Raw genomic sequence first — 21,707 nt, forward strand, 5'->3', positions numbered from 1 at the left:
TCCAGCTGACCCTGGGCGATGCGTTCGGCAGCGGCGATCACCTTGCGCAGCGGCCGGACGATGGCCAGGGTGATGATCAGCGCGGCCAGGGTGCCGACGATCAGTGCCAGCAGGGCCACGCCACCGATGGTCAGCAGGCGCTTGGTCATCATCGCCTGCAGTTCGACTTCCTGTTGGCCGTAGAGGGCATCGACCCGCTGCACGGCGGTCTCGGCCAGGCTGGTCATGCGCGCGCCGGCGGCCTGCTCCTGGGCCAGGGCGGCGGCATAGTCGCCCAGGCGGCGGATGAATTCCTTGATGTTGGTGGAGACGTCCTGGATGACCGAGGAATAGGCCGGATCGCTCAGTTGCGGCTCTACCTTGGCCAACAGCTCCAATGCGGCACTGGCCGACGGCAGCGGCTGATCGTCCACCGTGCTCTTGCTCGCCCGCGCCTGGGCTTCGTCGAGGCTCTTGAGCATCAGGCGATAGAGTTCGCCGACCTGTTGCGACAGGGTCAGGAGTTCGGCGCCCTGCTTGCCACCGGAGTCCTTGAGGGCATAGGCGCCGTCATCCAGCAGGCCGGACTGGAGGATGTCCAGGCTGTTGGCCGCGCCCTCCACGAGGAAGGCCGCCCCTTCCATCGCTAGACGGCGTGAGGTGTTGAGGCGCTCATAGTCGGCGAAGGCGGCGCCATAGGCCTGCGTGGCCGCGCGGGCGGCGTCGATATCGGCCGCGTTGGCACTGCCCACCTCGGTCGCGAGCTGCCCCAGGTGATCGAGTACCGCCGGCAGCGCCTGCCGCAGGTGCTCGGCCTGGGTGGCCTCGCCGCTTAGGCGAAAACCCTGCTCCAGGGCGCGGACCTGCATCACCTGCCGGTTGATCGCTGCCATGTCGCGCAGGGAACCGAAGCGATGTTCCACATCCTTGAGCGCGAGCCCGCCCTGCAAGGCCACCACCAGGGTCAGCAGCAGCACCAGGCCAAAGCCCACGGCCAGTTTGGTCGCGGTTCGCCAATTGGCCAGGCGATAGCGGGCAATCCCTTTCATACGGCACCCCAACGGAATGAGTTCTACCGACGCTGTCGTCCGCAGAAGCCGATTCTTGAGGGGCTGGGGGCTAACGGACCGCTATCCGTCGCACGCGGTTATGCCGACGTCGCTTTGGATGGCGGCCGTTTGCCAGCCGCACGACCGATCAACGACCGGCGCGGGACTCGCGAATATAGAAGCTCGCCTTTTCGGCATTCTTCACGCAGCCGGTGTAGGCCTCGACCTGCTGTTGCGTCTTGGCGGTGGACAGCAGCGCCAGCGCCTTGGAATAGCTCACCGTACCGGAAAAGCCTTCGGCCTTGGCCAGGTCAAGCTCCTGCCAGGCGGAACGGGTCTGGGCGGCGCAGCTATCGCGATTGACCACCTTGCCCGAGCACCCTGCGAGTACCACGGCAGCCAGGGTGGCGGCCAGAACAGGAACCAGTTTCGCTTTCATCTCTTTGTCTCCTTGCGACCTGCAGCCGGCCGGAACGGCCGGATAACCGCAGCGTAGACCGCCAAGCGCGGAGGCTGTTCAGCGCCGGTCGCGCAGAAATTCGACCACGGCGGCCTGATCGCCACTGAAGATCACCCGGGAGGCCTTGCTCTCGCGCTGATAGGCGTACATGGGGTCGTAGTATTCCGCCAGCAGTCCCTCGATCCAGCTACGATGGACCGCGACGTCGCCCGAGCGCTCCTGCTCCGCCAGGGCCTCTTCAAGAATGGCCGACAGGCGCTGGAAGCGTTCCCCGCCCAGACGCTTGGCGATACCGGAAAGACTCTTGCGCAACTGCTCAGCGAACAGCGCGAAGCCCTGCTCGGGGCCGTGCAGGCCGATGAATTCCGCCGCCAGGTCGATGACATAGTCGCGCAGGATGCGCTCGATGCGGTTTTCCCGGCTGTCCTCCAGCCAGACCAAGGGGTACTGCTGCATGCTCTGGTGCAATTCCAGCGGCAGGGAGCAGCGACCGACCAGGCGCGACTCGTCTTCCAGCACGAATTGCGCCTGCCCTGCATGGCGACGCCGCAGCAGGTCGATGGCCAGGCTGTTCTCGAAATCGATCTGCCCCGGCTGCGGCGTGGCGCGCTTGCCGAAGCTGGAGCCCCGGTGGTTGGCGTGGCCTTCGAGATCGACGGCGTTGTCGAGCTGGGCCACCACTTCGGTCTTGCCAGTGCCGGTCATGCCGCCCACCACCACGAAGCCGCACTCGGCGAGCGCCTGCTGCAGCGTGTCGATGAGGAAGGTGCGCATGGCCTTGTAGCCCCCTACCACCCGTGGATAGGCGATACCGGCTTCGCTGCGCAGCCATTCCTGGCTGATCTGCGAGCGCAAGCCGCCACGGAAGCAATAGAGATAGCCCTCGGGATGCGCCCGGGCGAAGTCGGCCCAGGCCTGGATGCGCGCCTCCTTCACTGTCCCGGACACCAGCTGATGACCCAGTTGCAACGCCGCCTGCTGACCCTGCTGCTTGTACCGGGTACCGACGCGCTGGCGTTCCAGGTCATTCATCAGCGGCAGATTGGTCGCCTGGGGAAAGGCGCCCTTGCCGAACTCCACGGGGGCGCGGACATCGACCAGGGGGACATCGCTCAGGAACAGCGCCTGCAGGTCGCGGGCATCCTCACGCTGGCTCATCAGGCCACCTCGACCGCATGGGCGCGCCGGTCCACCAGTTGCCCTATGGGTTGCAAAGCCAGGCCCAGTTCCGCGGCGACGGCGAGAAATTCAGCCTCGCCTTCCGGCGCCACGGCCACCAGCAGGCCGCCACTGGTCTGGGGATCGCACAGCAGTTGGCGGCGGTCTTCGACCAGCGGGGCGATGCGGCTGCCGTAGCTGTCGAAATTGCGCTCGGTACCGCCGGGCACGCAGCCCTGCTGGAGGTAGAACTCCACCCCTTCGAGGCGGGGGATGGCAGCAAAGTCGAGTTCGGCGGTGAGGCCACTGCCGTCGGCCATCTCCACCAGGTGGCCGAGCAGGCCGAAGCCGGTGACGTCGGTCATCGCCGTGACCCCGGCCAGGCGGCCGAAGCGACTGCCCGGACGATTGAGCTGGCACATGGTGTCGCGCGCCAGATGGCGATCCTCGGGCCGCAGCAGGGCGCGCTTCTCGGCGGTGGTGAGGATGCCGATGCCCAGCGGCTTGGTCAGATAGAGGCGACTGCCCAGGGTCGCGGTGTCGTTGCGCTTGAGATGGCGCTTTTCCACGATCCCGGTGACGGCCAGGCCGAAGATCGGCTCGGGGGCGTCGATGGAATGACCGCCGGCCAGGGGAATGCCGGCCTCGTCGCAGACCCGCCGCCCTCCGGCGATGACCTCGCGCGCCACTTCCGGCGGCAGCACGTTGACCGGCCAGCCGAGAATGGCGATGGCCAGCAGCGGATCGCCACCCATGGCGTAGATGTCGCTGATGGCATTGGTGGCGGCGATGCGGCCGAAATCGAAGGGGTCATCGACGATGGGCATGAAGAAATCGGTGGTGGAGACCACCCCGCGCTCGTCGTCCAGGCCATAGACCGCCGCGTCGTCGCGCGAGGCATTGCCCACCCACAGCCGTGGATCCAGGTGCTGGGCGCCGCTGCCGGCCAGGATGGTCTCCAGGGTCTTGGGGGCGATCTTGCAGCCACAACCGGCACCGTGGCTGTATTGGGTGAGGCGAATGGGATCGGTCATCGTTACTCCGGTTCAGCGGTGGCGCTGGTTCGACAGGCAGCGCGAAGGGGCGTAATAGTAGCAAATGCCCGTCTGCTGGCGGGCACCGGCCGCGCTTAACAGATCGCCCGCCAAAGCAAAAGGGCTGTTTTCCGAGGGTAATCCACAGTTGCTGTGGATAACCTCGTGGAAAACCTCCAGCTGACCCCGGACAAGCGAGCGGCGGTGCGGCGATTAACGAACTGGCGATTTTTTAGCCGGTCCGCCAACTATTTTTTCCCGTTGCAGGGTAGCGAATGGAAGCGCCGTGCGTTATGGCCAGGGTGCGCTAGCATTGGCGGTTTCCCCGGTCATAGCAGTGCTCATGTCTTCCTCAGCGACTTCCCATCTCACGTCCTGGCAACGCGGCCTGCTGCTCGCCAGCCTCATGCTCATCGCCCTCAACCTGCGCCCGGCTCTCTCCAGCCTGGCGCCCCTGCTGCGGCAGATCGAGGCCAGCACAGGCCTGTCCAGCAGCGCCATCGGCCTGCTCACCACCCTGCCGGTGCTCTGCCTGGGGCTGTTCGCGCCCCTGGCACCGCGCCTGGCCCGCCGCTGGGGCAGCGAACGCACCCTGGGCGCCATCCTGGCACTGCTCGCCTGTGGCATCGTCCTGCGCAGCCTGCTGCCGCCCCTGGGGCTGTTTCTCGGCAGCCTGATCGCCGGTGCCTGCATCGGCATCCTTGGCGTGCTGCTGCCGGCCCTGGTCAAGCGCGACTTTCCTGCCCAGGCCGGCCAGCTGATGGGGCTCTACACCATGATGCTGTGCATTGGCGCCGCCGTGGCCGCCGGGGCCACCGCGCCCCTTGCCGAAGCCTTCGACGGCCGCTGGCAGCCCGCCCTCGCCGCCTGGGCATTGGTCGCCGTGATCGCGCTGCTGGTGTGGATGCCACAACTGCGCCAGGCGCCCACGACCGCACCGGCGCGGGGTGCTGGGGGTTCGCTGTGGCGCAATCGGCTGGCCTGGCAGATCACCCTCTACATGGGCTTGCAGTCGTCGCTGGCCTATATCGTCTTCGGCTGGCTGCCGACCCTGCTGATGGATCGCGGCCTGGGCATGGTGCAGGCCGGCCTGATGTTGTCGGGCTCGGTGATGACCCAGCTGGTCAGCGCCCTCACCGCCCCCTGGCTGGCGACCCGCGGCCAGGACCAGCGCCTGGCCATCGTGGTGGTGATGAGTCTGACCCTCGCCGGCTTGCTCGGCTGTCTGTACGCACCCGTCGGCAGCCTCTGGCTGTGGGCGGTGATCCTCGGCCTGGGTCAGGGCGGCACCTTCAGCCTGGCCCTCGCCCTGCTGGTGCTGCGCTCGCGGGACGCGGAAACCGCCGGGCGGCTGTCGGGCATGGCCCAGGGCGCGGGCTACAGCCTGGCTTCGCTCGGTCCGCTGCTGGTGGGCATCATCCACGACGCCACCCATGACTGGGCGCCCATGGGCGTGCTCTTTACCCTGATTGCCGTGCTGGCCACGCTGTTTGGCCTAGGGGCGGGGCGGACCCGCTACGTCAACGACGTCTAGCGGCGATAGAGCCCGGCGGCCCGACCGGCTTCGGTCTGCAGCCGCAGCGCGCGGATTCCCGCCTCGCGCAGGGCGCTCTGCCAGGCTACGGCCTGGTCGCCGCCGAGGGTCACCGCCACATCGCCATTGAGCGCCAGGGCCGCCGCGAGGCGGGCGATCCAGGGTTGCTCTGGCGCCCGCTCCAGGGCGGACAAGAGCAGTTGGCCGTCGCGCTGCAATTCCTTGAGCAGGGTGGCAGCGCTCGGCAACAGCTCAGGCAGGGGCTGGCCGGCCTGCAGCCGTTCGGCATGCAGGTAGCCGCGACGATTGCCACGGGTGATGCCATAGAGGGTCAGCACCGTCTGCGGCTCCGCCAGTTGCAGCACCAGCAGCCCCTGCTGATCATCCGGCCCATAGAGCATGGCCTCGCCCAACAGGCTGTTGGCGATGACACTGCTGGCGCCGCAATCACGCCCTTCGCACCAGTAGAGCAGCGTCGCGCCCTGCTGCTGCAGGCGCTGCCGTTCGCTGTCCAACCGTGCCAGCGGCGGATGACCGCTGGCCAGTTCGAAGGTCTGGGTCAGCAACTGGCCTTCCAGCTGCAGCGAGTCCTCCAGGCGCAGACGACCGCCAATGCGACTGACCGGTCCCAGTGGATAGAGGCGTTCGACACTGGCCGGTCCGCTTTCGCGCACGAGCTGGGCATGATCCATGGGCGCGATCTCCGGTAATACCTCCGCCTGCGCCATCCCGGCGGACAATAGCACGCCGATGAGCAGAGAGCGTCGAACGGAGGAAAAGCGCGGGCAAAACGGACGGCTAGGCATGCCGCATTATTCGTCGCGCCCGGTGCCGGCGGCAAAGAAGGCATTGAAACAATCTGCGACGGCCTGGGCGCCCACGGCATCGTCCAGATGCAGATGGTGCCCGCCCGGCAGTTCATGGAGACGGACATTCGGCTGCTGCCGTGCCAGGCACATGGCCTCGGCATGGGGCGCCACCAGGCCGCCCGTAGCCACCACCAGCGCCGTCGGGCAGCGGACGGCGCCCAGGCAGGCGGCGGCCTGTTCCGGCGTGAAGCGGATCCGGCTGGGCAGGCGCAAGCGCGGATCAGAGCGCCAGGTGTAGCCGCCGGGCACCGCCATCAGGCCGCGCTCGGCAAGCAACTCGGCAGCTTCGCGACTGACCGTCAGGGCGCCCTTCAACCGCGCCGCCACGGCGTCTTCCACTGTGGCGTAGACCGGCTTGCGCCGATTGGGCACTTCCAGTTCGGCGAGCAAGGCCCTGCCCAGCTTCTCGGCGACCTCCTCCGCCGGCGTGGTGTAGGGCAGCAGGCCATCGATCAGCGCCAGGCGCTCGATCTGCTCCGGCAGGGCGGCGGCGGCGATGACGCCAACGATGGCCCCCATGGAATGCCCGAGCAGGCCGAAGCGACTCCAGCCCAGTTGCCGGGCGGCGGCGAGCACGTCCAGCCCATAGTCCTGAATGGCATAGCCGACGCCCGCGGGGCGATGTGCCGACAGGCCATGTCCGGGCAGGTCCAGCGCGACGATGCGCAGACCGTGCAGCCGCGGGGCGAGCTGGGCGAAGGTCATGGCATTGTCGAGCCAGCCATGCAGCGCCAGCACCGGATAGCCGTCTTCCGGGCCGAACACCCGGGCGCTCAGTTCGATATGAGGCAACTCCAGACGCAATTCCTGCACCTGGGCGGTCATGCGCTGGCCTCCCCTGCCAGCCAGACGCTGGTCATGGCTAGGAGGCGTCCCGTTGCAGCGGCACCACGGCCACGGTCAGGCGCGAGACGCAGGTCAGGCGTCCCTCCTCATCGCTCAGACGGATATCCCAGACATGGCTGCTGCGCCCCAGATGCAGGGGCCGGGCCACCGCCATCACCCGCCCGGAGCGGACGCCGCGCAGGTGGTTGGCATTGATTTCCTGACCCACGCAATAGAAGCGCGAGCGATCCACGCAGAGCATGCTGGCGATCGAGCCCACGGTTTCCGCCAGGGCCACCGAGGCGCCGCCATGCAGCAGCCCCATGGGCTGATGGGTGCGGCGGTCGACCACCATGCTGGCGGTCAGGCTGCTGTCGTCCCAGGCCTCGATGCGCATGTCCAGGTGTTCGGCCAGGGTGTTCTCGAGCGCACGCTCGAGGTCCGCGGGATCCGGAAGGGTCTGCCAGATGCTCATGTACTTTCCTTGCAAGGGCGTCAGCCGTGGAAGCGACTGACCAGATCGAAACCGCCGGCCAGGGGCAGTGGCGCTTCCAGGCACAGCAGGGAGGCGGTGCCCATGGCCACCGGCGCCTGCCGATGACCGTGCAGCAACCAGCCGGCCAGTTCACCGACGAAGGGGTTGTGGGTGACCAGCAACAGCTCCTCCACCTCCAGCAGCGCCAGTTCCTGCAGGGCATGTTCCGGCTCGCCGTCGGGCGTGGCCCAGGAGACGCTGCGCACCTCGCCCGGCCAGCCCAGTTGCTGCCGGACCAGGGCCGTCGTCTGCTGCGCGCGCACATAGGGACTGGCCAGGATGAGCTGCAGCTTTGCTTCCTGCAGCTGCAGGGCGCTGCGCAGCACCTCGGCGCGACCGGCCGCAGTCAGCTCGCGCACCTCGTCGCTCGGCGCTCGCGCTTCGGCTTCACCATGGCGCAGCAGCCAGAGCCTCATGGCGCGGTGGCGGAGCGGTCGTCGGGTTGCGCGGTGGCCGGCCAGTCGGCGAAGGGCCAGGGCTTCACTTCGCTGGCGAAGGTGCCGAAGCGGACGATCTGCGCCAGATAGGTGCCCAGAGCGGCGCCGAAGGCGATCAGCCCGGGATTGGCCTCGCCCTTGATCAGGCGCACCACCAGTTGCACCAGTACCACCACCGCCAGCACGTATTGCGCACCCAGCCAGACGAACAGGAACAGCAGCATCCAGATCAGGCGCAGGCCCAGCAGCTCGCGGGAATGCTCGGGTTGAGACATGGGAATTCCTCTTTTCAGACAGTGTAGCGGCTCAAGTAAAAAGGGCGTCCGCCACATCAACATCGGTCTTGGGTTCGCCGCCCATCAGGGCCTCGATCACCTGGCCCAGACTGCGACCCTCGAACAGGATCGCATAGAGGCCGTTGACCAGGGGCATGTAGACGCCCAGCTCATCCGCTTTTTCCTTGAGCACGCGCAGGGTGTTGACGCCCTCGGCGGTCTCGCCGATCTGCGCCACCGCCTCGTCCAGGGTCTGTCCCCGACCGAGGGCATGGCCCACTCGGTAGTTGCGGCTCTTCTCCGACGAGCAGGTCACGATCAGGTCCCCCACCCCGGCCAGGCCTAGGTAGGTGATGGGATTGGCGCCACGCTGCACGGCGAAGCGGGTCATCTCGGCCAGGGCGCGGGTGATCAGCATGCTGCGGGTGTTTTCACCCATTGCCAGGGCCGCGGCCATGCCGGCGATGATGGCGTAGACGTTTTTCAGGGCACCGGCCAACTCCACGCCGAGGCGGTCGGCGCTGGCATAGACACGGAAGGTGCGACCGTGCAGCGCCGCCTGGACCCGCCGGCAGACCTCTTCGTCTTCGCTGGCCACCACCGTGGCGGTGAGCTGATGCTCGGCGATCTCGCGGGCGAGGTTGGGCCCGGAGATGATGCCGATGCGCGCCCGCGGCACGATTTCCGCGAGGATCTCACTCATCAGCATGAAGGAATGCGCCTCGATGCCCTTGGTGGTGCTGACCAGAAAACGCCCTTCCAGTTGCGGGGCAATGGGCGCCAGCGCCTGGCGCAGCGCGCTGGACGGCAGCGCCACCAGGATCAGCTCGCAGCCCTGGATGGCGCCCTGCAGGTCGCTGGTGGCCTCGACCGCGGCGTGCACCTTGATGCCCTTCAGATAGCGCGGATTCTCGCGCTCGCGACGGATGGTCTCGGCCTGTTGCGGATCACGCATCCACAGGCGCACCGGCAGCCCGTTCTCGGCGACCAGATTGGCCAGGGCGGTACCGAAACTGCCGCCGCCCAGGACGGCGATGGGGGATTGGACTGTCATCGAAACTCTCGGCTTCACCGCGATCGCGCGGCCTCGTCGCCAGTATACGGTAGCCGCTCGCGCGGCCCAGGATGGAGAATTGACTGCGGAAAGTGCACAATGGTCCGTTAACGAGCGGGGCGCTGGCCTGTGACTTTCCCCATGCCCCGGCAGTCTACTGCTACACGAAGCCATACCCAGAGCGACCATTGGAGTCGCCAGAGCCTGGACCTAGGCCAGCTACAGGAGCTTGCATGACCAAACAACACGCCTTTACCTACGAAGACTTGCTGCGCTGCAGCCGTGGCGAGCTCTTCGGTCCGGGCAATGCCCAATTGCCCGCACCGAACATGCTGATGATTGATCGGATCGTGCATATCAGTGAGGTAGGCGGGAAATACGGCAAGGGCGAACTGGTGGCGGAACTCGATATCCGTCCCGACCTCTGGTTCTTCGGCTGCCATTTCGAAGGCGATCCGGTAATGCCGGGCTGCCTGGGCCTGGATGCCATGTGGCAGCTGGTCGGTTTCTACCTTGGCTGGCAGGGCAATCCGGGTCGCGGTCGCGCCCTGGGCTCTGGTGAAGTGAAGTTCTTCGGCCAGGTACTGCCGACCGCCAAGAAGGTCACCTACAATATCCATATCAAACGCACCATCAACAGGTCGCTGATTCTCGCCATCGCCGATGGCACCGTAAGCGTGGACGGCCGCGAGATCTACTCCGCCGAAGGTCTGCGCGTCGGCCTGTTCACTTCCACCGATAGCTTCTAAGGGCTTTTCGCATGCGTCGCGTCGTCATTACCGGTCTGGGTATCGTTTCGTGCCTGGGCAATGATAAAGACACCGTTTCCGCCAACCTGCGCGCAGGCCGTGCCGGCATCCGTCACAATCCGGAATATGCCGAAATGGGTCTGCGCAGTCAGGTTTCCGGTTCCATCGACCTGAACCTCGAAGAATTGATCGACCGCAAGGTCAAGCGCTTCGTCGGCGATGCCGCTGCCTACGCCTATCTGGCGATGGAGCAGGCGATCAAGGACTCCGGCCTGGCCGAAGACCAGGTTTCCAACCCCCGTACCGGCCTGATCGCCGGTTCCGGTGGCGCTTCCACCTTCAACCAGATGGAAGCCCTGGACATCCTGCGCGAGAAGGGCGTCAAGCGCGTCGGTCCCTACCGCGTGACCCGGACCATGAGCAGCACGGTTTCCGCCTGTCTGGCCACCCCCTTCAAGATCAAGGGCCTGAACTACTCCGTAGCCTCGGCCTGCGCCACCAGCGCCCACTGCATCGGCCTGGCCATGGAGCAGATCCAGCTCGGCAAGCAGGACGTCGTCTTCGCCGGCGGCGGCGAGGAAGAGCACTGGACCCAGAGCATGCTGTTCGATGCCATGGGCGCGCTCTCCAGCGACTACAACGAGACGCCGGAAAAGGCCTCCCGTGCCTACGACAGCAAGCGTGACGGTTTCGTCATCGCCGGCGGCGGCGGCATGGTGGTGGTCGAGGAACTCGAACACGCCCTGGCCCGTGGCGCCAAGATCTACGCCGAGATCGTCGGCTACGGCGCGACCTCCGATGGCTACGACATGGTCGCCCCGAGCGGCGAAGGCGCCATTCGCTGCATGCAGCAGGCGCTGTCCACCGTCGATGGCGAGATCGACTACCTGAACACCCACGGCACCTCCACCCCGGTGGGCGACGTGGCCGAGATCAAGGGCGTGCGCGCCGTGTTCGGCGACAAGGCTCCGGCCATCAGCTCGACCAAGAGCCTGTCCGGCCACTCCCTGGGCGCGGCCGGTGTGCACGAGGCCATCTACTGCATGCTGATGATGGAAGGCAACTTCATCGCCGGCTCGGCCAACATCGACGAACTGGATCCGGAGGTCGCCGATCTGCCGATCCTGCGCGAGACCAAGGAAGACGCCAAGCTGGACCTCATCATGAGCAACAGCTTCGGCTTCGGCGGCACCAACGCCACCCTGGTCCTGAAGCGCTGGCAGGGCTGACAGCCCTCGCTTGTGTGACCCAAACGGCGCCTCTGGCGCCGTTTTTCATTTCCGCCCCCTGCCCGGCTGAACCGGTCACAGGCCCCGCGGTCGAAGGCGCCGGCACTTCGCCTGCGAACCTCCAGGAAGAATGGATTCAGCAGCGTGAATAGCTTAATCTCGCGCCGCTTCGCTGTGTCTGCGCAGCCGCCCTAGACAGCGCTGTCTGGCCATGCCGGGCAGAAACAAGAAACTGTAGTACCCATGGAGCCCCAATGCACAATCAAAACCAGAGCTACCGCGGACCCTTGATCGTCCTCACCATGCTGTTCTTCATGTGGGGTCTGATCACCTCGCTGAACGACATCCTCATTCCCCACCTCAAGGCGGTCTTCACCCTCAGCTATCTGCAGGCCTCGCTGATCCAGTTCTGCTTCTTCACCGCCTACTTCATCGTGTCCTTCCCGGCGGGTCGCCTGGTGGAAAGCCTGGGCTACAAGAAGGGCATCATCGTCGGCCTGCTCACCGCCGGCGTCGGTTGCGTGCTGTTCTACCCGGCAGCCGGAGCCCAGTCCTACGGCTTCTTCCTGACCGCCCTGTTCGTGCTGGCGGCCGGTATCACCGTGCTGCAGGTGGCAGCGAATCCCTATGTCACCATCCTCGGCAAGCCGGAAACCGCGGCCTCGCGCCTCAACCTGACCCAGGCCTTCAACTCCCTGGGTACCACCGTCGGCCCGCTGGTGGGCGCAGTGACCATCCTGGCACTGGTCGGCGAAGACTCCGCCGCCCACTCGGTGCAGCTGCCCTACCTGATCCTGGCCGGCATGCTGGTCGCCCTGGCGGTGATCATCGGTCTCTTCCGCCTGCCGCAGATCAAGGACACCGAACAGGACAACACCACTGATGAGAACGCCCTGACCGCCAGCAGCGTCTGGGCCTATCGCCACCTGCTGCTCGGCGTGGTCGGCATCTTCATGTACGTGGGTGCGGAAGTCTCCATCGGCAGCTACCTGGTGAGCCTGATGGAAAGCCCGGATGTGGCCGGCCTGAACGCCGCCACCGCCGCCAAGTACCTGTCGCTGTACTGGGGTGGCGCCATGATCGGTCGCTTCATCGGCGGCGTGATCATGACCAAGGTACGGCCGAATCTGGTGCTGACCTTCAACGCCATCGCCATTGGCGTACTGCTGGCCATCGCCGTGCTGCAGGGTGGCAAGGTCGCCATGTGGTCCCTGCTGGCCATCGGTTTCTTCAACTCCATCATGTTCCCGACGATCTTCTCCCTGGCCCTCAAGGGCCTGGGCAAGTTCACCTCAAAGGGTTCGGGCCTGCTGTGCATGGGTATCGTCGGTGGCGCGCTGGTGCCGGCCATCCAGGGCTACTTCGCCGACACCATCGGCCTGCTGCCCTCCTTCCTGATCCCGCTGGTCTGCTACCTCTACATCCTGTTCTACGGCGTGATGGGCTATCGCCCCACCCTGCGTCGCTGATCCTCCCCCGAAGCGCTGGCGGCCTGCCAGCGCTTCGCCGCTCCTGCCGCTACCCGTTCCTCCCCCCTATCCCTCTGCCTCGACAACCCGGCTGCGACCAGGCTGCCTGGCGGGTCGTACGCGTCTGTCCGACGCTCGCGGGTGATTCCCTCAGCCCCTACCAGCCCTTCGGCAAGAGGGCGTTCACAAGACCCGCCCAGGACGCACTGCCGCTCTTCGCCCTTCGCCCAGCCCGGCTGCCGCTCAGCTCGTGACGGAGCTGCCGCCCTGACACCCTGGCCGTCACCCTGAGCCCCGTCGACTGACCGCTCGGCACTCTCAGCCAGGCACGCCACCGCCGACCTCCCGCACCGTAGCCTGGGCAAAAGAAAACGCCCGTATCCTTCGATACGGGCGTTTGGTAGTGACCGCAGGACCGCTCCAGGAGCGGCCTTGCGTCAGGCTCAGGCAGTCTGGCGAGCTTCCTCGACTTCGACGGCGTTCGGGCCGCGAGCGAGTTCGGTCTTCAGGGTCTGCTCGTCCAGCTGACCACACCACTTGGCGACCACGATGGAGGCGACGCCGTTGCCGACCAGGTTGGTCAGGGCGCGGGCTTCGGACATGAAGCGGTCGATACCCAGGATCAGCGCCAGGCCGGCGACCGGTACGTGACCGACGGCGGACAGGGTGGCGGCCAGCACGATGAAGCCGCTACCGGTGACGCCCGCAGCGCCCTTGGAGGAGATCAGCAGCACCAGCAGCAGGGTGATCTGGTGGGTGATGTCCATCTGGGTATTGGTGGCCTGGGCGATGAACACCGCAGCCATGGTCAGGTAGATGGCGGTACCGTCGAGGTTGAAGGAGTAGCCAGTGGGGATCACCAGGCCAACCACCGACTTCTCGGCGCCCAGCTTCTGCATCTTGGTCAGCATGCGCGGCAGGGCAGACTCGGAGGACGAGGTACCCAGCACGATCAGCAGTTCTTCACGGATGTACTTGATGAACTTGAGGATGCTGAAGCCGTGCAGGCGCGTCACGGTGCCCAGCACCAGGAGCACGAACAGCAGGCAGGTGATGTAGAAGCAGGCCATCAGGTAGCCCAGCTGCACCAGGGTGCCAACACCGTATTTGCCGATGGTGAACGCCATGGCACCGAAGGCGCCGATGGGGGCGAGCTTCATGATGACGTTGATGATGTTGAAGAAGACATGGGAGATGCGGTCGATGAAGTTGAACACCAGTTGACCGGTCTCGCCCAGGCGATGCAGGGCGTAGCCGAACAGCACGGCGAAGAACAGGACCTGCAGGATCTCACCAGTAGCGAAGGCGTTGACGACCGTCGAGGGGATGATGTTCAGCAGGAAATCGATGGTGGTCTGCTTTTCCGCGGCAGCGGCATAGGCCGCGATGCCCTTGGTGTCCAGGGTGCTGACGTCGACGTTCATGCCGGCGCCCGGCTGGACGATGTTGACCACGATCAGACCGATCAGCAGCGCGATGGTGGAGAAGATCTCGAAGTACAGCAGCGCCATGCCGCCGGTCTTGCCCACGGCCTTCATGTTCTGCATGCCGGCGATACCGGTCACCACGGTGCAGAAGATGATGGGTGCGATGACCATCTTGATCAGCTTGATGAAACCGTCGCCCAGGGGCTTCATGGCAGCGCCGGTCTGGGGATAGAAGTGGCCGAGCAAGATGCCCAGGACGATCGCCAGGATCACCTGGAAGTAGAGACTCTTGTAGAGCGGCTGCTTGACGGGCACCTTGGGCGCGGGAGCTGTGGTAGTTGTTGTTGTATCGACGGTTGCTGTCATGGCTCGATCCCTTGTGGCCACTGCCTGACGTCCTGTCTGAGTGGGCACTGCTGAAAGTGGCTCTCTCATCCTGAGAGCTTTTTGTTGTGGATCCGGTGGCCGTGCGACGGTAACACCAGCATCTGGCGAGATATAAGCAATCGCCGTTCCACTTCTTGGTGCGCAATCAAAGGGCCAGCTTTCATGCACCTTTCAGTCGAAAGTCTAGTTGCCAGCGGCGGGCGGAACCCCGCCATCCGACGGAAACCGGCGGAAATCCCCCCAGGGCCGAGGCGGTTTTCCGCCAGCCAGAGTCGGTAGTCGGCTATTCTTTGCGCGCCTTTTCATCGGAGCCCGTCGTGATCCGTTGCTGCCCTCCCCGAGTGGTCGGCTGAGATGCCCGCCCTCCCCATCACCGACCTGCCCGGCTGCTGCACGCCACCCGAGCCGCTGCCGCCCCTGGCTGGGGACCTCGGCGCCCTGGCGCTGCGGCAATGCCGCTTCGATCCCGCCCAGGTGAGCTTCGAGCGTGACGCCCTGCGCCTCGGCGTCCTGCCGCCGGACAACATCCGTCGCGCCGTGGCCAAGCGCCAGGCCGAATACCTGGCCGGTCGTCTCTGCGCCCGCGAGGCCCTGCGCCAGTTGGGCGGTACCGCCGCCGTCCCCGGCCATCGCACTACGGACCGCGGCCCCGCCTGGCCTTCCGGCTGGGTCGGTGCTATCACCCATAGCCATGGCTGGGCAGCCGCCGTGGTGGGCAAGGCAGGGGACTACCTGGGCCTTGGCCTGGACGTGGAAACCCTGCTCGAACCGGAAAAGGCCCTGCGCCTGGCCGAGCAGATCCTTACCCCGGCCGAACGGGAACGCCTGCAGTCGCTGGATGAGAGGCAGCAGGCCTTTGCCATCACCCTGGCCTTTTCCGCCAAGGAGAGTCTGTTCAAGGCGCTGCATCCCCAGGTCGGGCAGATGTTCTTCTTCCAGGACGCCGAGATCCTCGCCATGGATCACGGCGGCAGCTTCGATCTCCGGCTGCTGATCGAGCTGTCACCGCGCTGGTCCGCCGGGACCGCGCTGCGCGGTCACTTCCGCCTGGACGAAGAAGATCGGCTGTTGACGCTGGTCGCGCCTCGTCACTGAGTGACGCTATATAGAGGAAGCCTGCGCTGGTCGATCAGGCGCACGGACGCCGGCCGGGGCAGAACGTCGCAGCGGGCATCGAACGTTTTCTTATGGTGGAGAAGGTGCTCATAGCGAACCGGTATATCCCTTGCCGCTTACGTCTCACCAGACCCGTCGTGTTGTACGTTATTTGACCACTGCGCTCTGAGCCCAGCCTTCACGCGCGCTGGCCAGGTACCACCCCCAGGATACCCCCCAGTCCCGAACAGCTTATCCACGTCTTATCCACAGCCGGAAACGTGACAAACGCGACATCTAGTGGCCCTTGCACCCCTGCACCACCATATATAGCAGTTCGTCGGTATGACCCGGGACGGCGAAACACCCCTCTGTCAAGACTGTCTTCCCTAGCGAGGAGGGCTTATCCTGTTGCCCGAATGATGAATTTCCAGGGTCCCTGACCCCGAACGTCGATTCCCTCGGGAATCGGCGGCAGTACGGCTTTTCGTTGGAATCTTCAGGGGTAAGGACGCGATCGGCAGTCGTCGCGCAGGCCCAGACCAACACTTTTCCGGATCGCCGGCTCGCCGACGATCCCCTCTTTCCGATCAAGGGAGTTCCGCATGCACACTGACCTGACCCGCGAGCAAGCCCAGCAGGGCCGCCCGGCGCAAGATGACAGCCAGGACCTGGGCGCCACCGCCCCCGGTCAACTGCGCGTCATCAAGCGCAACGGTACCGTCGTCCCCTATACCGACGACAAGATCACCGTGGCCATCAGCAAGGCTTTCCTCGCCGTGGAAGGCGGTAACGCCGCGGCCTCCTCGCGCATCCACACCACCGTCAAGCAGCTCACCGACCAGGTCAGCAGCACCTTCAAGCGCCGCATGCCCTCCGGTGGCACCATCCACATCGAAGAGATCCAGGACCAGGTCGAACTGGCCCTGATGCGCGCCGGCGAGCAGAAGGTCGCCCGCAGCTACGTGATCTACCGTGAAGCCCGCAGCCAGGAGCGCAAGCAGGGCGCCGTCAGCGACATCGCCGAGCCGCACCCGAGCATCCGCGTCACCAAGGCCGACGGCACCACCCAGCCGCTGGACATGGGCCGCCTGAACACCATCATCACCGAAGCCTGCGAAGGTCTCGAAGAGGTGAACGGCGAGCTGATCCAGAAGGAGACGCTGAAGAACCTGTACGACGGCGTGGCCGAGAAGGACGTCAACACCGCCCTGGTGATGACCTCCCGTACCCTGGTCGAGCGCGAGCCGAACTATTCCTACGTCACCGCCCGCCTGCTGCTGGACAGCCTGCGCGCCGAAGGCCTGAGCTTCCTCGGCGTCGCCGAATCCGCCACCCACCACGAGATGGCCGACCTCTACGCCAAGGCCCTGCCCGCCTACGTCGCCAAGGGCGTGGAGCTGGAGCTGCTGGACCCGAAACTGGCCAGCTTCGACCTGGAGCGCCTGGGCGCCGCCATCGATCACGAGCGCGACCAGCAGTTCACCTACCTGGGTCTGCAGACCCTGTACGACCGCTACTTCCTGCACAGCCACGGCACCCGCTTCGAGCTGCCGCAGCTGTTCTTCATGCGCGTGGCCATGGGCCTGGCGCACATGGAGAAGGATAAGGAAGCCCGCGCCATCGAGTTCTACAACCTGCTGGCCAGCTTCGACTACATGGCGTCCACCCCGACGCTGTTCAACGCCGGCACCCTGCGTCCGCAGCTGTCCAGCTGCTACCTGACCACCGTGCCCGACGACCTGTCCGGCATCTATGGCGCCATCCACGATAACGCCATGCTGTCGAAGTTCGCCGGCGGCCTGGGCAACGACTGGACCCCGGTGCGCGCCCTGGGCTCCTACATCAAGGGCACCAACGGCAAGAGCCAGGGCGTCGTGCCCTTCCTCAAGGTGGTCAACGACACCGCCGTGGCGGTCAACCAGGGCGGCAAGCGCAAGGGCGCGGTCTGCGCCTACCTGGAGACCTGGCACCTGGACATCGAGGAATTCCTCGAACTGCGCAAGAACACCGGTGACGACCGTCGTCGTACCCACGACATGAACACCGCCAACTGGATCCCCGACCTGTTCATGAAGCGCGTCTTCGAGGACGGCAACTGGACCCTGTTCTCCCCCGCCGACGTGCCCGACCTGCACGACCTCTACGGCAAGGCCTTCGAAGAGCGCTACGAGTACTACGAAGCCCTGACCGAGTACGGCAAGCTCAAGCTGCACAAGACCATCAAGGCCAAGGATCTCTGGCGCAAGATGCTGTCCATGCTGTTCGAGACCGGCCACCCGTGGCTGACCTTCAAGGACCCGTGCAACCTGCGCAGCCCGCAGCAGCACGTGGGCGTGGTGCACAGCTCCAACCTCTGCACCGAGATCACCCTGAACACCAACAAGGACGAGATCGCCGTGTGCAACCTGGGTTCGGTGAACCTGGTGAACCACATCGTCGACGGCAAGCTGGACGTGGCCAAGGTCGCCCGTACCGTCAAGACCGCCGTGCGCATGCTCGACAACGTCATCGACATCAACTACTACTCGGTGCCCCAGGCGGAGAATTCCAACCTCAAGCACCGTCCGGTCGGCATGGGCATCATGGGCTTCCAGGATGCGCTGTACCTGCAGCACATCGCCTACGGCTCGGATGCCGCCGTGCAGTTCGCCGACACCTCCATGGAAGTGATCAGCTACTACGCCATCCAGGCCTCCTGTGACCTGGCCGAAGAGCGTGGCAGCTACTCCAGCTTCCAGGGTTCGCTGTGGTCCCAGGGCATCCTGCCGATCGACTCCGAGAAGCGCCTGATCGAAGAGCGCGGCGCCAAGTACATCGAGGTCGACCTGTCCGAGACCCTGGACTGGGCCCCGCTGCGCGAGCGTGCCAAGAAAGGCATCCGCAACTCCAACATCATGGCCATCGCGCCGACCGCGACCATCGCCAACATCACCGGCGTGTCCCAATCGATCGAGCCGACCTACCAGAACCTCTATGTGAAGTCGAACCTCTCGGGCGAATTCACCGTCATCAACCCCTATCTGGTACGCGACCTCAAGGCGCGCGGCCTGTGGGATTCGGTGATGGTCAACGACCTCAAGTACTACGACGGCTCCGTGCAGCAGATCGAGCGCATCCCGCAGGATCTGAAGGACCTGTACGCCACCGCCTTCGAGGTGGAGACCAAGTGGATCGTCGAGGCCGCCAGCCGTCGCCAGAAGTGGATCGACCAGGCCCAGTCGCTGAACCTGTACATCGCCGGCGCCTCGGGCAAGAAGCTCGACGTGACCTACCGCATGGCCTGGTTCCGCGGCCTGAAGACCACCTACTACCTCCGTGCCCTGGCTGCCACCAGCACCGAGAAGTCCACCATCAACACCGGCAAGCTGAACGCCGTGAGCGCCGATCCTATCACCGGCGTCCAGGCCAGCGCGGCTCCCGCCCCGGCGCAGAAGTTCGAAGCGGCGCCCGCCGCGGCACCGGCTCCGGTGCCCAAGGCCTGCAGCCTCGACGATCCCGAGTGCGAAGCCTGCCAGTAAGTTGAGCGCCCGCCAGAATCTGGCGGGCATAAAAAAGCCCGGATCCAGCTGTAACTGGGTCCGGGCTCGATCTCCCACCGGGCGATTGCGTCGCTCAACGGGAGGCTGGATCCATTCAGATCCATAGGAGGGGCGCATGATCCCCATCTGGACGGACCGGTGTCAAGGGACGCTATGAGAGAATGCGCCATGGCTAGAAAGTCTGGTGGCCAAAAAATTGGCCGTAATGCAGGTAACGGCCGTTTCACAACCGTTGAGAAAGCTCGGAATAATCCGAAGACTCACGTAGTAGAAACGGTCAAGAAGCCACAGTAGAGAACAGCCCAAGAGCGATGAGCTCTTGGGCTTTCTGCAATGCCAGACAGCGCCCAAAGAATTCCTTTCTGCGTGCTACGACACGCGAATCAATAAATTGGCCTGCTAAGGCCAGCCAGGAGACACCCCATGCTGAACTGGGAAGAATTCGACAAAGACGACGATACCGCCACCGCCAAGCCCGCGCAGGCCGCCGGCCAGCAGGCGCCGGCCCAGACCGAGCGCCTGGACTCCGAGGGCGACGCCCTAGTCCACGACGCCCGTGCCCCATCCGCCGACGACTCCGATGCCGTGGCTCGCGCCAAGGCCGCGCTGAACGAGCTGGACATCCAGGAAGGCCTGGACGACCTGGAAGGCTCCTCCGCCCGCGTGCACGTCGGCGACAAGCAGATGATCAACGCCCGCGCCGACCTCAACCAGCTCGTACCCTTCAAGTACGACTGGGCCTGGCAGAAGTATCTGGATGGTTGCGCCAACCACTGGATGCCCCAGGAAGTGAACATGAACGCCGACATCGCGACCTGGAAGAGCGCGGACGGCCTCACCGAGGACGAACGCCGCATCGTCAAGCGCAACCTCGGCTTCTTCTCCACCGCCGACTCGCTGGTCGCCAACAACCTGGTGCTGGCCGTCTACCGCCTGATCACCAACCCCGAATGCCGCCAGTACATCCTGCGCCAGGCCTTCGAAGAGGCGATCCACACCCACGCCTACCAGTACTGCATCGAATCGCTGGGCATGGATGAAGGCGAGATCTTCAACATGTACCACGAGATCCCGAGCGTCGCGAAAAAGGCGAGCTGGGGCCTGAAGTACACCCGTTCCATCTCCGACCCCGAGTTCAAGACCGGCACCCCGGAGACCGATCGCCAGTTCCTCAAGAACCTGATCGCCTACTACTGCGTGCTGGAAGGCATCTTCTTCTATTGCGGCTTCACCCAGATCCTCTCCATGGGTCGCCGCAACAAGATGACCGGCACCGCCGAGCAGTTCCAGTACATCCTGCGTGACGAGTCCATGCACCTGAACTTCGGCATCGACATGATCAACCAGATCAAGATCGAGAACCCGAGTCTCTGGGATGCCCAGATGAAGGACGAAGCCACCCAGATGATCCTCCAGGGCACCCAGCTGGAGATCGAATACGCCCGCGACACCATGCCCCGCGGCGTACTGGGCATGAACGCAGCGATGATGGAGGACTACCTAAAGTTCATCGCCAACCGCCGCCTGACCCAGATCGGCCTCAAGGAAGAATACCCGGGCGCTACCAACCCCTTCCCCTGGATGAGCGAGATCATGGACCTCAAGAAGGAGAAGAACTTCTTCGAGACCCGCGTGATCGAGTATCAGACGGGTGGGGCGTTGAGCTGGGATTGATGTGACGCATACCCCAGAGTAGATTGCCTTAACCTGTTCAAGGATGCTGGGAATCGATCTTAAACCCCGCCAACAGCGGGTTTTTTTTTGGAGAGAAGAAATGTGGCCATTTAAAAAAACAACTACCTACACACCTCCAACCTTTGATGAGATAAAAAAAAGAGCCAAAATACTTGTAATAGACGATAGCGACTTTGCCTATGCTCCGCTATTCGCACGAGACGGCTACACCATTGAAAAGTGGGACGATATAGAAAACTTAGAAAGATTAGAGAACAACTACTACGACCTTATACTACTAGACATCCAAGGTGTAGGACAAAACGAATCCGAAGAAGAAGGATTCGGAATACTAAAGCATATTCGAGCGAAATCTCCAGCTCAAATTGTAATTGCGTTTTCCAATGCTGATTGGTCGCTAAAATATCAAGAATTTTTTGATTTGGCTGATAAGAAACTAGCTAAAAGTCAAGACTATGTTGAATTCAAAAGGATCGTTGACGACCTTTTATCTCAAAGATTCAATACTGACTTCTATATAAATAAAATTCAAAACATGAAAAATGTCAGTCAAATAGAAAAACAAAAGCTTATACAAGCCGCAAAATCTTCAATACTAAGCGGAAAACTAGACGATGCTAACAATGTGGCGAAAGGCTTGACAAAAGAAGATGCGCAACTATTTTTAGCAGTAATACAAACAGGTATAGCGGTGCTTGCCTCATGAATAACATTATCGTTCCGCATGTTTATCAAAAATCCCGCCATGATGGGAGTTTGGTACGGTGGCCTAACCGGTGCACAATTTGTAAAACAAAAGAGTGCGAAAAACTATTCAACGACGGGAACATGGGCCTCTGCTCTTATGGCTATAACTATATAACCGTCAATAAAATAGTTTTAGCTGGATTCATCTGCCCAGATCA

At 64.1% G+C, this 21,707-nt stretch carries 18 protein-coding genes and 1 pseudogene; 8 read left to right on the plus strand and 11 right to left on the minus strand.

Annotated features, from left to right (window positions below; genetic code table 11):
• Nucleotides 1-8: 8 nt before the first annotated feature.
• From QE444_RS23690 to selD, 4 genes and pseudogenes are all read right to left on the minus strand, one after another.
• Nucleotides 9-1,028: pseudogene (locus QE444_RS23690) on the minus strand (methyl-accepting chemotaxis protein); the annotation flags it as partial.
• 148 nt (nt 1,029-1,176) lie between these two features.
• Nucleotides 1,177-1,467: a hypothetical protein gene (locus QE444_RS18995; protein WP_133862481.1), complete on the minus strand. Its 291-nt coding sequence runs from the start codon at nt 1,465-1,467 to the stop codon at nt 1,177-1,179.
• A gap of 78 nt (nt 1,468-1,545) precedes the next feature.
• Entirely contained in the window at nt 1,546-2,646 is a 1,101-nt protein-coding gene (gene mnmH / locus QE444_RS19000; RefSeq protein ID WP_263258874.1) for a tRNA 2-selenouridine(34) synthase MnmH, read from the minus strand.
• Nucleotides 2,646-3,680 (minus strand): selenide, water dikinase SelD, encoded by a 1,035-nt coding sequence (gene selD, locus QE444_RS19005; protein ID WP_263258873.1) that lies wholly within the window; start codon nt 3,678-3,680, stop codon nt 2,646-2,648. Before selD ends, mnmH begins: the two co-directional genes overlap by 1 nt.
• A 343-nt stretch (nt 3,681-4,023) precedes the next feature.
• On the opposite strand from selD, the gene QE444_RS19010 reads away from it, so the two are divergent.
• A complete protein-coding gene (locus QE444_RS19010) occupies nt 4,024-5,214 on the plus strand; it encodes an MFS transporter (RefSeq protein ID WP_263258872.1) in 1,191 nt (396 codons plus the stop codon).
• Here the strand turns inward: QE444_RS19010 and QE444_RS19015 are convergent.
• The 6 genes from QE444_RS19015 to QE444_RS19040 are packed head-to-tail and all read right to left on the minus strand — an operon-like array spanning nt 5,211 to nt 9,209.
• Nucleotides 5,211-6,020 (minus strand): DUF4892 domain-containing protein, encoded by an 810-nt coding sequence (locus tag QE444_RS19015; protein ID WP_309740897.1) that lies wholly within the window; start codon nt 6,018-6,020, stop codon nt 5,211-5,213. The genes QE444_RS19010 and QE444_RS19015 overlap by 4 nt on opposite strands.
• 6 nt (nt 6,021-6,026) lie before the next feature.
• Nucleotides 6,027-6,908 (minus strand): alpha/beta fold hydrolase, encoded by an 882-nt coding sequence (locus QE444_RS19020; protein ID WP_263258871.1) that lies wholly within the window; start codon nt 6,906-6,908, stop codon nt 6,027-6,029.
• Nucleotides 6,909-6,945: 37 nt separating this feature from the next.
• Nucleotides 6,946-7,383 carry a hotdog fold thioesterase gene (locus QE444_RS19025; protein WP_263258870.1) on the minus strand — a complete coding sequence of 146 codons (438 nt, stop codon included), beginning with the start codon at nt 7,381-7,383 and terminating at the stop codon, nt 6,946-6,948.
• A gap of 20 nt (nt 7,384-7,403) precedes the next feature.
• The gene (sixA, locus tag QE444_RS19030; RefSeq protein ID WP_263258869.1) at nt 7,404-7,859 is read right to left on the minus strand and encodes a phosphohistidine phosphatase SixA; all 456 of its coding nucleotides are present in this window, start codon (nt 7,857-7,859) and stop codon (nt 7,404-7,406) included.
• Entirely contained in the window at nt 7,856-8,155 is a 300-nt protein-coding gene (locus tag QE444_RS19035; protein WP_405046448.1) for a DUF4389 domain-containing protein, read from the minus strand. The genes sixA and QE444_RS19035 overlap by 4 nt, the downstream gene beginning before the upstream one ends.
• A gap of 31 nt (nt 8,156-8,186) precedes the next feature.
• Nucleotides 8,187-9,209 carry an NAD(P)H-dependent glycerol-3-phosphate dehydrogenase gene (locus QE444_RS19040; protein WP_133862489.1) on the minus strand — a complete coding sequence of 341 codons (1,023 nt, stop codon included), beginning with the start codon at nt 9,207-9,209 and terminating at the stop codon, nt 8,187-8,189.
• A 233-nt stretch (nt 9,210-9,442) separates the two neighbouring features.
• Between QE444_RS19040 and fabA the strand changes: the two genes are divergently transcribed.
• The 3 genes from fabA to QE444_RS19055 all read left to right on the plus strand — a co-directional run bounded on the left by fabA (nt 9,443) and on the right by QE444_RS19055 (nt 12,656).
• Entirely contained in the window at nt 9,443-9,958 is a 516-nt protein-coding gene (gene fabA, locus QE444_RS19045; RefSeq protein ID WP_058761548.1) for a 3-hydroxyacyl-[acyl-carrier-protein] dehydratase FabA, read from the plus strand.
• An 11-nt stretch (nt 9,959-9,969) separates the two neighbouring features.
• Nucleotides 9,970-11,187, plus strand: coding sequence for a beta-ketoacyl-ACP synthase I (gene fabB / locus QE444_RS19050; RefSeq protein WP_133862490.1), 1,218 nt, complete (start codon nt 9,970-9,972; stop codon nt 11,185-11,187).
• Between the two features lie 254 nt (nt 11,188-11,441).
• Nucleotides 11,442-12,656 (plus strand): sugar MFS transporter, encoded by a 1,215-nt coding sequence (locus QE444_RS19055; protein ID WP_133862491.1) that lies wholly within the window; start codon nt 11,442-11,444, stop codon nt 12,654-12,656.
• 443 nt (nt 12,657-13,099) lie between these two features.
• Here QE444_RS19055 and QE444_RS19060 read toward each other — a convergent pair whose 3' ends face one another.
• A complete protein-coding gene (locus QE444_RS19060; protein ID WP_133862492.1) occupies nt 13,100-14,449 on the minus strand; it encodes a dicarboxylate/amino acid:cation symporter in 1,350 nt (449 codons plus the stop codon).
• Between the two features lie 375 nt (nt 14,450-14,824).
• Between QE444_RS19060 and QE444_RS19065 the strand changes: the two genes are divergently transcribed.
• The 4 genes from QE444_RS19065 (at nt 14,825) to QE444_RS19080 (ending at nt 21,508) form a co-directional block, all read left to right on the plus strand.
• Nucleotides 14,825-15,565, plus strand: a complete 741-nt coding sequence (locus QE444_RS19065) for a 4'-phosphopantetheinyl transferase (RefSeq protein WP_263258868.1) — start codon at nt 14,825-14,827, stop codon at nt 15,563-15,565.
• Nucleotides 15,566-16,170: 605 nt separating this feature from the next.
• Nucleotides 16,171-19,086: a ribonucleoside-diphosphate reductase subunit alpha gene (locus QE444_RS19070; protein ID WP_133862494.1), complete on the plus strand. Its 2,916-nt coding sequence runs from the start codon at nt 16,171-16,173 to the stop codon at nt 19,084-19,086.
• A 444-nt stretch (nt 19,087-19,530) separates the two neighbouring features.
• Nucleotides 19,531-20,781: a ribonucleotide-diphosphate reductase subunit beta gene (locus QE444_RS19075; protein WP_183629036.1), complete on the plus strand. Its 1,251-nt coding sequence runs from the start codon at nt 19,531-19,533 to the stop codon at nt 20,779-20,781.
• A gap of 43 nt (nt 20,782-20,824) precedes the next feature.
• The gene (locus QE444_RS19080; RefSeq protein ID WP_309740927.1) at nt 20,825-21,508 is read left to right on the plus strand and encodes a hypothetical protein; all 684 of its coding nucleotides are present in this window, start codon (nt 20,825-20,827) and stop codon (nt 21,506-21,508) included.
• Nucleotides 21,509-21,707 lie beyond the last annotated feature (199 nt).

The sequence above is a fragment of the Pseudomonas sp. SORGH_AS_0199 genome, from assembly GCF_031453735.1.
GTDB classification, from domain to species: domain Bacteria; phylum Pseudomonadota; class Gammaproteobacteria; order Pseudomonadales; family Pseudomonadaceae; genus Chryseomonas; species Chryseomonas aestiva.

Bases quoted from the DNA above. Each gene is read 5' to 3' on its own strand.
- fabA (WP_058761548.1), top strand. From the start codon at position 9,443: ATGACCAAACAACACGCCTTTACCTACGAAGACTTGCTGCGCTGCAGC.
- QE444_RS19010 (WP_263258872.1), top strand. From the start codon at position 4,024: ATGTCTTCCTCAGCGACTTCCCATCTCACGTCCTGGCAACGCGGCCTG.
- QE444_RS19080 (WP_309740927.1), top strand. From the start codon at position 20,825: ATGCTGGGAATCGATCTTAAACCCCGCCAACAGCGGGTTTTTTTTTGG.
- QE444_RS18995 (WP_133862481.1), bottom strand. From the start codon at position 1,467: ATGAAAGCGAAACTGGTTCCTGTTCTGGCCGCCACCCTGGCTGCCGTG.
- QE444_RS19015 (WP_309740897.1), bottom strand. From the start codon at position 6,020: ATGCCTAGCCGTCCGTTTTGCCCGCGCTTTTCCTCCGTTCGACGCTCT.
- QE444_RS19065 (WP_263258868.1), top strand. From the start codon at position 14,825: ATGCCCGCCCTCCCCATCACCGACCTGCCCGGCTGCTGCACGCCACCC.
- QE444_RS19070 (WP_133862494.1), top strand. From the start codon at position 16,171: ATGCACACTGACCTGACCCGCGAGCAAGCCCAGCAGGGCCGCCCGGCG.
- fabB (WP_133862490.1), top strand. From the start codon at position 9,970: ATGCGTCGCGTCGTCATTACCGGTCTGGGTATCGTTTCGTGCCTGGGC.
- QE444_RS19055 (WP_133862491.1), top strand. From the start codon at position 11,442: ATGCACAATCAAAACCAGAGCTACCGCGGACCCTTGATCGTCCTCACC.
- selD (WP_263258873.1), bottom strand. From the start codon at position 3,680: ATGACCGATCCCATTCGCCTCACCCAATACAGCCACGGTGCCGGTTGT.
- mnmH (WP_263258874.1), bottom strand. From the start codon at position 2,646: ATGAGCCAGCGTGAGGATGCCCGCGACCTGCAGGCGCTGTTCCTGAGC.
- QE444_RS19040 (WP_133862489.1), bottom strand. From the start codon at position 9,209: ATGACAGTCCAATCCCCCATCGCCGTCCTGGGCGGCGGCAGTTTCGGT.
- QE444_RS19025 (WP_263258870.1), bottom strand. From the start codon at position 7,383: ATGAGCATCTGGCAGACCCTTCCGGATCCCGCGGACCTCGAGCGTGCG.
- QE444_RS19075 (WP_183629036.1), top strand. From the start codon at position 19,531: ATGCTGAACTGGGAAGAATTCGACAAAGACGACGATACCGCCACCGCC.
- QE444_RS19035 (WP_405046448.1), bottom strand. From the start codon at position 8,155: ATGTCTCAACCCGAGCATTCCCGCGAGCTGCTGGGCCTGCGCCTGATC.
- QE444_RS19020 (WP_263258871.1), bottom strand. From the start codon at position 6,908: ATGACCGCCCAGGTGCAGGAATTGCGTCTGGAGTTGCCTCATATCGAA.
- QE444_RS19060 (WP_133862492.1), bottom strand. From the start codon at position 14,449: ATGACAGCAACCGTCGATACAACAACAACTACCACAGCTCCCGCGCCC.
- sixA (WP_263258869.1), bottom strand. From the start codon at position 7,859: ATGAGGCTCTGGCTGCTGCGCCATGGTGAAGCCGAAGCGCGAGCGCCG.